The organism is Trinickia sp., assembly GCF_051961175.1.
Taxonomy (GTDB): domain Bacteria; phylum Pseudomonadota; class Gammaproteobacteria; order Burkholderiales; family Burkholderiaceae; genus Trinickia.
In genome coordinates this window covers 1-9,428 of record NZ_JBQCDN010000382.1, presented here as the reverse complement: position 1 = coordinate 9,428, position 9,428 = coordinate 1, and the positions used below count along the sequence as shown (strand labels likewise).

5 protein-coding genes and 2 pseudogenes are annotated in these 9,428 nt (G+C 63.5%); 5 read left to right on the top strand and 2 right to left on the bottom strand.

The window, feature by feature from the left end; all coding sequences use genetic code 11:
* The 3 genes and pseudogenes from ACTHL0_RS21875 to ugpQ form a co-directional block, all read left to right on the top strand.
* A pseudogene (locus tag ACTHL0_RS21875) lies at nucleotides 1–182 on the top strand (deoxyguanosinetriphosphate triphosphohydrolase); the annotation flags it as partial.
* A gap of 440 nt (nucleotides 183–622) precedes the next feature.
* Nucleotides 623–806, top strand: a pseudogene (locus tag ACTHL0_RS21870) (TOBE domain-containing protein); the annotation flags it as partial.
* Nucleotides 807–867: 61 nt separating this feature from the next.
* The gene (gene ugpQ / locus ACTHL0_RS21865; protein ID WP_440568994.1) at nucleotides 868–1,653 is read left to right on the top strand and encodes a glycerophosphodiester phosphodiesterase; all 786 of its coding nucleotides are present in this window, start codon (nucleotides 868–870) and stop codon (nucleotides 1,651–1,653) included.
* A gap of 174 nt (nucleotides 1,654–1,827) precedes the next feature.
* Here ugpQ and ACTHL0_RS21860 read toward each other — a convergent pair whose 3' ends face one another.
* Both ACTHL0_RS21860 and ACTHL0_RS21855 read right to left on the bottom strand, forming a co-directional pair.
* On the bottom strand, nucleotides 1,828–2,205 hold the full coding sequence (locus ACTHL0_RS21860; RefSeq protein WP_440568993.1) for a DUF883 family protein: 378 nt from the start codon (nucleotides 2,203–2,205) through the stop codon (nucleotides 1,828–1,830).
* 260 nt (nucleotides 2,206–2,465) lie between these two features.
* Nucleotides 2,466–3,188: an OmpW/AlkL family protein gene (locus tag ACTHL0_RS21855; protein ID WP_440568992.1), complete on the bottom strand. Its 723-nt coding sequence runs from the start codon at nucleotides 3,186–3,188 to the stop codon at nucleotides 2,466–2,468.
* A gap of 187 nt (nucleotides 3,189–3,375) precedes the next feature.
* On the opposite strand from ACTHL0_RS21855, the gene ACTHL0_RS21850 reads away from it, so the two are divergent.
* Together ACTHL0_RS21850 and ACTHL0_RS21845 are read left to right on the top strand one after the other, a co-directional pair.
* Complete coding sequence (locus tag ACTHL0_RS21850) at nucleotides 3,376–4,101, top strand: transposase (RefSeq protein ID WP_440568991.1); 726 nt, start codon at nucleotides 3,376–3,378, stop codon at nucleotides 4,099–4,101.
* 388 nt (nucleotides 4,102–4,489) lie between these two features.
* Nucleotides 4,490–9,190 (top strand): glutamate synthase-related protein, encoded by a 4,701-nt coding sequence (locus ACTHL0_RS21845; RefSeq protein WP_440568990.1) that lies wholly within the window; start codon nucleotides 4,490–4,492, stop codon nucleotides 9,188–9,190.
* The last annotated feature ends 238 nt before the right edge of the window (nucleotides 9,191–9,428 follow it).

Below are 9,428 nucleotides of genomic sequence, written 5' to 3'. Positions count from 1 at the left end.
CGCAGCGTGTCATCCGGGGATTGTTCGACGCATTCAGGGAAGATCCGCGGCTCCTGCCGCCCGCTTACCTCGCCGAAGACGCCGCCGCGCAACCGCGCCTCATCGCGCATTACATCGCCGGCATGACCGATCGTTACGCGTTGAAAGAATATCAACGTCTATTTGTCATCAACGATAACTAGTGCCCTGTCCCGCAAGTTCCTTTGATATGAAATCGCCCATTTGACCGCCAGGCGGCGTCGCTCGTCGTTGCCATATCTACGGCTATGGCGGTTGCTCGCTTCTTGCGTGACGAGCTTTGCATGGGGCGGGTGTAAGCGCTAAAGCGCTAACGCCGGCCGACGAGCTTTGCATGGGGCCGGAGTAAGCGCTAAAGCGCTAACTCCGGCCGACACCAAATGGACAATTTCATTTATCAAAGAACTTACGGGACAGGACACTAGAATCCTCGCCCGGTCGCGATGAAAACGTTGCCATTTTGGTAGTGGAACGATACGGCGCCCGGGTTTCGCAGGGCGTTAACTTAGGATGACTAAATGATCAAGGGTTGCAAGCGACGCGAAGCTGCGCGTTCAAATGCGGCTCGAAATTCAGCAGCTGCACACGCGGCTGGCGACGACCGCTTGCCGTGGAGTCATGCGAACTGTTGGGCGCGGATAATCTCATTCACGGCCGCTGGGGCGCGCATGACGTCACCTCGCCTGGGGCATCGGGATCGCCCGCGCAATGGTGAGGTCATTCCCGTAGCGTTGCCGCGCGAACATCTGCATTTCTTCGATCCCGCCACGGGCAAACGCGCGTTTTGAACGCCGCGCCCGCCGCCGGGGGCAGGCCGGCGGTGCACTCGACAATCGGGAGACCAAACCTATGACGACAAGCGCGAATACCACCGCATCCGCCCCGGCTGGCCAGCCTCGTTGGCCGTATCCGCGGATCGTCGCGCATCGCGGCGGCGGCGCGCTGGCGCCGGAGAACACACTGGCGGCGATCGACACCGGCGCCGGGCGCGGCCTGAAAATGATCGAGTTCGATGCGAAGCTCTCGGCTGACAACGTGGTGTTCCTGCTGCACGACGATACGGTCGATCGGACATCGAACGGACGCGGCGCGGCGGCGCGCAAGTCTTATGCCGAGCTTGCGACGCTGGACGCCGGCAGCTGGTTCGATGCGCGTTTCGCAGGGGAGCGGATGCCGACGCTCGCTCAAGTGCACGAGCGGTGTGCGGCGCATGGCCTCGCGGCCAATATCGAGATCAAGCCGTGCCCGGGTCGTGACACGGCGACGGGGCGGCTCGTTGCGCAAGAGGCCGAGCGGCTGTGGCAGGGCTCGGGCCTGCCGCCGCTGCTCTCTTCGTTTTCGATCGACGCGCTTGCCGCTGCCCGCGACGCGCAGCCGTCGTTGCCGCGTGGATTGCTGTTCGGCGCGGTGCCGAACGATTGGCGCAAACTCACTGACGCGCTGGCCTGCGTCTCGCTGCATGCCGATCATCGACGGCTCGATGCGCCGCTCGTACAGGCGATCAAGGCCGCGGGCCTCTTCATACTCGCTTATACGGTGAACGAGCCGGAACGTGCGCGCACGCTCGCCCGGTGGGGCGTCGATACGATCTGCACCGATCGCATCGACCTCATCGGGCCGGACTTCCTGGCCTAACCCGGTTGCCGATAGGGGGCGCCGGTCGCTGGCAGCAAACCGGAGCAGCAAAAACCGGAGCAGCAAACCGGAGCAGCAAACCGGAGCAGCAAACCGGAGCAGCGGCGCACGAGCACTCCGCCGATGCAGCGCGGCGGATGCAGCGCGATCGCCACCCGCCGGCGCGCCGGCCGCTCAGCGATTGCGCGCCAACAGCCAACCCGTCAGTAGCGCGAGGCCCCCTACGACGGCCATCGTCTCCCACGGGTTTTCTCGGATGTAGCTTTGCGCGTCGCTCAGTGTCGCGACCGCGCGGCCGCGAAACGTCTCGCGCGCCCCGTCGAGCCGTGCGCGCGCGGCGTCGAGGCGCTTTCTCATCTGCTCACGCAAGACAGCGGCGTCGGCTTGCGTGCCGTCCGCCAGCGTTTCTTCCAATTCCGAGAGTAGCTCGCGCATTTCGCCGCCAATGCCCTCGGCGGCGTGGCGGCTATGCCGCGCAATCCGGCGCGCGTGCCGGCCGGCATTCGTCCACGATGTTTCAAGCGCGTCTCTCGTATTCGGTAGTGCGGTCATGGTCGCTCCGTCAAAGATGAATAGCGGGATAAACGAACCCGCGAATCCGATGCGGGGAGAACTCAGGCGCCGCAACTTCGATGCCTGCGCGTGGCCGTGCCCGGTCGCGTACCCATCGTCGGCCCGGTACCGGGAGCTCGAAGACGTGAGACGACGGGCGGGTAGAAAGTGTATCGGTGTTATTTTCAGGCGGTCGAAATTACAACGCCGCCGCAACTGTGCGGCGGCGGATAGGCATGCGCCGAATTTCGACCTAGGCTTTAGAAGGCGTAGCCGATCTTCGCGTAGGTAACGATCGGGTTGAGCCTGATCTTTGCTTGAGTCTGAGCTGTCAAGCCAAACGGACCGATATTCGTCGTCGTGAGCGTGGCCGTGACGCTGACTGGGATGTAGGAAATCGACAGGCCGGCGAACCAGTGTTTGTTGAACGAATAGTTGAAACCCGCGTTGAACACGGGCGCCCAGGAACGATCCGTCGAAACGGAGGTCGGACCGTGCAAGACATTGTTTTCGAAGGCGGTGTTGGTGATCTGAGCGTCCGTGAACCACACGCGTGTCACGCCGAGGCCCAGGTAAGGGCGGAACTTGTCCGTGGGCTTCAAGAAATTCCACTTGAACAGCAGGGCGGGGCTCCACTGCCTCGCGCTGCCGAGCTTGCCGAATTGCCCGAAGCTGTCGGCGCCATCGATGTCGAACTTAGGCGGGATGCCGAGTTCAAACTCCGTGGAAAGGTGATCGGTGACGAAGTAGCCGATGCTCAGGCCGACCGTGTCCGAGTTGTCGATTCTCGCGCCGGTGTTCGGTTGGTACTGATTGACCTGTTGGCCGGCGAAGTTCATCAACTCCAGGTTGTCGCTAGCGCTCTGAGGTGCTAAATGGAACCACCCCGACGTTACGTAGAAAGTCCCGGCCGTTTGGGCATGGGCGGCCGTTGCGAACGCAAGCGCTGCCACGGCCCCTGTGATGGCCTGTTTTAATTTCATCTATGTGCTCCTCCATGAAAGGCCCGCCTATTATGAGTAGAAGGTTTGAAACAAACCAAGCGCGCATGCTAGAGCATTCTCCCTAAGCTGCGCGCGTGTTCGCTCGAAGCCGCGTGCGTCTTCGCAAACGTTGCGAACGCCGCGTCGTCCCTTGGGGTAATCACCAACGTACTAAACGGAATCCAGCATGGCACGGCTCGCACGTCTTTACGTTCCGAAACAGCCGCAGCACGTTATCCTGCGCGGACTCGATCAGCAGCCCGCCTTTGTCGACGAGCAGGATTACGAGCTTTTCGTCGATTGCTTGAAAGCCGCCTCACGCGATCACCACCTCGACGTCCACGCCTATGTCCTCATGCCCGGCGCGGTGCAGCTGCTCGTCACGCCCAGTGACGAAACCAGCTTGCCCAAGGCCATGCAGGCCGTGGGCCGGCGCTATGTGGCGCACTTCAATCGCCGCTATGCCCGGCGCGGGACGCTCTGGGAAGGGCGCTACCGTGCAACGGTCATCGAGGGCGAGCGCTACTTTCTGCTGGCCAGCCGGGTCATCGAGTTATGTCCCGTGCGTGCGCAGCTCGTGAGCGCAGCGGAAGACTATCGATGGTCGAGCTATCGGCATCACATCGGGCTCACGGTCGACAGCCTCGTGACCGATCACCCGCTGTACTGGTCGCTCGGCAATACACCGTTCGAACGGCAACGCGCATACAAGGATTTGTGCGAGCAGCCGCTCGACGAGCGCGAGGCCAACGAGTTGCAACAGGCCACCCTGAAGGGATGGGTGCTCGGCGGCGATTCGTATCGCGAGTGGGCGGCGCGAGCGGCCAACCGGCGGGTGTCGCCGCTGCCGCGCGGCCGGCCCAAGAAAGTGCGGGAGACGCAGCAGTCCCCGCAGCCGCCACATCAGCAGTAACCGCGGCGATGCAAGCGGCCGGACCGGACCCGCGTCCGGCCTTGTTTGCGCGCGGCCTGAATGTGGCCCATGAGACGGCACTCAACGGTGCCGTTTTTGTTTGCCCCATTTCGATACGGCCCCAATAAAACAGCACCAAGGCGGCGCATCTCGTTTAATGGGGTCTTATCATGTCGTTTTGTTTGCTATTTTATTGATTCGTCGCGTATATTCCGATTTCCGGCGGGTGCCCGCGCCATAAGCGCGCTCCGCCACCGCGGCGCCTCTCCACCCCCGGTCATCCGCGACAAGTGCGATGTTTCGCGCCACCAGCGCACGCTGGCAGCGAATCTGCGCGAATCCTCATGCGAAGAACGGCCGCTAAGGCCTCTGATAGACGGTGTCCCCCATGAACGACCATCAACCGATCCAATCGGTCCCCGCCGCCCAAGGTCTGTACGACCCGAGCAACGAGCACGACGCCTGCGGCGTCGGCTTTGTCGCTCATATCAAGGGCCAGAAGAGCCACGACATCATCCAGCAGGGCCTGAAGATTCTCGAGAACCTCGACCACCGGGGCGCCGTCGGCGCGGATCCGTTGATGGGCGACGGCGCGGGCATCCTGATTCAGATCCCCGATGCGTTCTACCGCGAGGAGATGGCGCGCCAAGGCGTGACGCTCCCGCCGGCCGGGGAATATGGCGTCGGCATGATCTTCTTGCCGAAGGAACATGCTTCGCGCCTGGCCTGCGAGCAGGAACTCGAGCGGACGGTGAAGGCGGAAGGGCAGGTCGTGCTCGGCTGGCGCGATGTGCCCGTCGATCACGCGATGCCGATCTCGCCCACCGTGAAGGCGACCGAGCCCGTGATCCGCCAGATCTTCATCGGCCACGGGCGCGACATCATGGTCACCGACGCGCTCGAACGGAAGCTGTACGTCATCCGCAAGACGGCGAGCCACCGCATCCAGGCGCTCAAGCTCAAGCACGGCAAGGAGTACTTCGTGCCGTCGATGTCGGCGCGCACGGTGGTCTACAAGGGCCTGCTGCTCGCCGGGCAGGTGGGTGTCTACTACCGCGATCTGCAAGACGAACGCGTGGTCTCGGCGCTCGCGCTCGTGCACCAGCGTTTCTCGACGAACACATTCCCCGCATGGGAACTCGCGCACCCGTACCGGATGATCGCCCACAACGGCGAAATCAACACGGTGAAGGGCAACGTCAACTGGCTCAACGCGCGCACCGGGGCGATCGCGAGCGCGGTGCTCGGCGACGATCTGCCTAAGCTGTGGCCGCTCATCTATCCGGGCCAGTCCGATACGGCTTCGTTCGACAACTGCCTCGAACTGCTGGTGATGGCGGGTTATCCGCTCGTGCACGCGATGATGATGATGATTCCCGAAGCGTGGGAACAACACACGCTGATGGACGAGAACCGTCGCGCTTTCTACGAATACCATGCCGCGATGATGGAGCCGTGGGACGGCCCCGCCGCCATCGCGTTTACCGACGGCCGCCAGATCGGCGCGACGCTCGATCGTAACGGGCTGCGTCCGGCGCGCTACATCATCACCGAAGACGATCTCGTCATCATGGCGTCGGAATCGGGCGTGCTGCCGATTCCCGAATCGAAGATCGTCCAGAAGTGGCGCCTGCAGCCGGGCAAGATGTTCCTCATCGATATGGAACACGGCCGCATCATCGGCGACAAGGAACTGAAGGACAACTTGGCCAACGCCAAGCCCTACAAGAGCTGGATCGACGCCGTGCGCATCAAGCTCGACGAGATCGAGCCGAAGGCGGAAGACGTCGCGACCGAACGCCGCGAGGCGGCGGCGCTGCTCGATCGCCAGCAGGCGTTCGGGTACACGCAGGAAGATTTGAAGTTCCTGATGGCGCCGATGGCGCAGCAAGGCGAGGAAGCGATCGGCTCGATGGGCAACGATTCGCCGCTCGCCGTCATGTCGAACAAGAACAAGACGCTTTATCACTACTTCAAGCAGCTGTTCGCGCAGGTCACGAACCCGCCGATCGACCCGATCCGCGAGAACATGGTGATGTCGCTCGTCTCGTTCGTCGGCCCGAAGCCGAACCTGCTCGACACGAACAACATCAACCCGCCGATGCGGCTCGAAGTCTCGCAGCCGGTGCTCGACTTCAAGGACATCGCGAAGATCCGCGCGATCGATCAATACACCGGCGGCAAGTTCAGCTCCTACGAACTGAACATCTGCTATCCCGTGGCATGGGGCAAGGAAGGGATCGAGGCGCGGCTCGCTTCGCTGTGCGCGGAAGCCGTCGATGCGGTCAAGTCCGGCTACAACATGCTGATCGTGTCCGATCGCCGCACCGATCGCGACAACGTCGCCGTCCCGGCGCTCCTGGCCACGGCCGCGATCCACACGCACCTCGTCTCGCACGGGCTGCGCACGAGCACGGGCCTCGTCGTCGAGACGGGCTCGGCGCGTGAAGTTCATCACTTCGCACTGCTCGCCGGTTACGGTGCGGAAGCGGTCCATCCGTACCTCGCGATGGAGACGCTGGCGCAGCTGGCCGCGGGGCTCAAGGGCGATCTGTCGCCGGAGAAGGCCGTCTACAACTTCACGAAGGCGGTCGGCAAGGGCTTGCAGAAGGTCATGTCGAAGATGGGCATCTCCACCTACATGTCGTACACGGGTGCGCAGATCTTCGAAGCGGTCGGCCTGGCCGGCGATCTGGTCGAGAAGTACTTCCACGGCACGGCATCGAAGGTGGGCGGCATCGGCCTGTTCGACGTGGCCGAGGAAGCGATTCGCCTGCACAAGGAGGCGTTCGGCGACAACCCGGTGCTCGCGAACATGCTCGACGCGGGCGGCGAGTACGCTTATCGCGTGCGCGGCGAAGATCACATGTGGACGCCCGACGCGATCGCCAAGCTGCAACATTCGACGCGCAGCAACTCGTATCAGACGTACAAGGAATACGCGCACCTGATCAACGATCAGACGCGCCGTCACATGACGTTCCGCGGCCTGTTCGAGTTCAAGGTCGAACCGACGAAGGCGATCCCCGTCGACGAAGTGGAATCGGCCAAGGACATCGTCAAGCGCTTCGCGACGGGCGCGATGTCGATGGGCTCGATCAGCACCGAAGCGCATGCCACGCTGGCCATCGCGATGAACCGTATCGGCGGCAAGTCGAACACGGGCGAGGGCGGCGAGGACGACACGCGCTATCGCAACGAGCTGCGCGGCATTCCGATCAAGAATGGCGATACGCTGGCATCGGTGATCGGCAGCGAAGTCGTGCGCGACATTCCGTTGAAGGACGGCGATTCGCTGCGTTCGAAGATCAAGCAGGTCGCGTCGGGCCGCTTCGGCGTATCCGCCGAGTATCTGGCATCGGCTGACCAGATCCAGATCAAGATGGCGCAAGGCGCGAAGCCCGGCGAGGGCGGTCAGCTGCCGGGCCACAAGGTGTCCGAATACATCGGCAAGCTGCGCTACTCGGTGCCGGGTGTCGGCCTGATTTCGCCGCCGCCGCACCACGACATCTATTCGATCGAGGACTTGGCGCAGCTCATCCACGATCTGAAGAACGTCAATCCCGTTTCGAGCATTTCGGTGAAGCTCGTGTCCGAAGTGGGCGTGGGCACGGTGGCCGCGGGCGTGGCCAAGGCGAAGGCCGATCACGTCGTGATCGCCGGCCATGACGGCGGCACGGGCGCGTCGCCGCTGTCGTCGGTGAAGCATGCCGGTACGCCGTGGGAACTCGGTCTGGCCGAAACCCAGCAGACTTTGGTGCTGAACCGTCTGCGCGGCCGGATCCGCGTGCAGGCCGACGGCCAGATGAAGACGGGCCGCGATGTCGTGATCGGCGCGCTGCTCGGCGCGGACGAGTTTGGCTTCGCGACGGCACCGCTCGTCGTCGAGGGCTGCATCATGATGCGCAAGTGCCATCTGAATACGTGCCCGGTCGGCGTCGCGACGCAAGATCCGGTGCTGCGCGCCAAGTTCCAAGGCCAGCCCGAGCATGTCGTCAACTACTTCTTCTTTGTGGCCGAGGAAGTGCGCGAAATCATGGCGCAGCTCGGCATCCGCAAGTTCGAGGACTTGATCGGCCGCTCGGATCTGCTCGACATGAAGAAGGGCATCGAGCATTGGAAGGCGAAGGGGCTCGATTTCACGAAGGTGTTCTATCAGCCGCAAGTGGGCAGCGAAGTCGCGCGCAAGCACGTCGAAGAGCAGGATCACGGTCTCGTTCGCGCGCTCGATCACACGCTGATCGAGAAGGCGCGTGCCGCGATCGAGAACGGCGAGCATGTCTCGTTCATTCAACCTGTGCGCAACGTGAACCGCAGCGTCGGCGCGATGCTCTCGGGCGTGATCGCGAAGAAGCACGGCCATGACGGACTCGCCGACGATGCGATCCACATCCAGCTGAAGGGCACGGCAGGCCAGAGCTTCGGCGCGTTCCTCGCGCGCGGCGTGACGCTCGATCTCGTCGGTGACGGGAACGACTACGTCGGCAAGGGGCTCTCGGGCGGGCGCATCATCATCCGTCCGACGAACGATTTCCGCGGCAAGTCGGAAGAAAACATCATCTGCGGCAATACGGTGATGTACGGGGCGCTCGAGGGCGAAGCGTATCTGCGCGGCGTGGCCGGCGAGCGTTTCTGCGTGCGTAACTCGGGGGCGAGCGCGGTGGTGGAAGGCACCGGCGATCACGGCTGCGAGTACATGACGGGCGGGACGGTGGTCGTGCTCGGCGAAACGGGCCGCAACTTCGCGGCGGGGATGTCGGGCGGTGTGGCGTTCGTCTACGACGTCGATGGCACATTCGCGAGCAAGTGCAACAAGGCGATGGTCGCGCTCGAGCCGGTGCTGCAGCAGGCCGAGCAGGAGCGCACGGTCGATCGCGGCTTCTGGCACGCCGGGATGACGGACGAAGCACTGCTCAAGAGTCTCGTCGAGCGGCACTTCCAGTTCACCGGTTCGCCGCGCGCGAAGGCACTGCTCGAGAACTGGGATGCGTCGCGCCGGCAGTTCGTCAAGGTCTTCCCGGCGGAGTACAAGCGCGCACTCGGCGAATTGGCCGCGAAGAAGGCGGCCAAGGAGGCGATGGCCGCGTAAGCAGCCGACGCTTTAGCGAGGCGCCGCACCGGAAGGGCGGGCGCCTCGACAAGAATGATGCGGCCGGCGAAGACGGACGCGCGCCCGAGTGAGCTCGAGCTGCGCGCGGCCTCGCCGGCCCACCCCGATACCGACGATTTTGGAAAGAAGAGCACCCTATGGGCAAGGCAACCGGTTTTCTCGAATTTGAGCGCCGCCATGAGGCGTATGAAGCCCCGCTCGCGCGCGTGAAGCACTA

Coding starts and splice junctions, on each gene's coding strand:
- ACTHL0_RS21850 (WP_440568991.1), top strand. CDS start 3,376: ATGGCACGGCTCGCACGTCTTTACGTTCCGAAACAGCCGCAGCACGTT.
- ugpQ (WP_440568994.1), top strand. CDS start 868: ATGACGACAAGCGCGAATACCACCGCATCCGCCCCGGCTGGCCAGCCT.
- ACTHL0_RS21860 (WP_440568993.1), bottom strand. CDS start 2,205: ATGACCGCACTACCGAATACGAGAGACGCGCTTGAAACATCGTGGACG.
- ACTHL0_RS21845 (WP_440568990.1), top strand. CDS start 4,490: ATGAACGACCATCAACCGATCCAATCGGTCCCCGCCGCCCAAGGTCTG.
- ACTHL0_RS21855 (WP_440568992.1), bottom strand. CDS start 3,188: ATGAAATTAAAACAGGCCATCACAGGGGCCGTGGCAGCGCTTGCGTTC.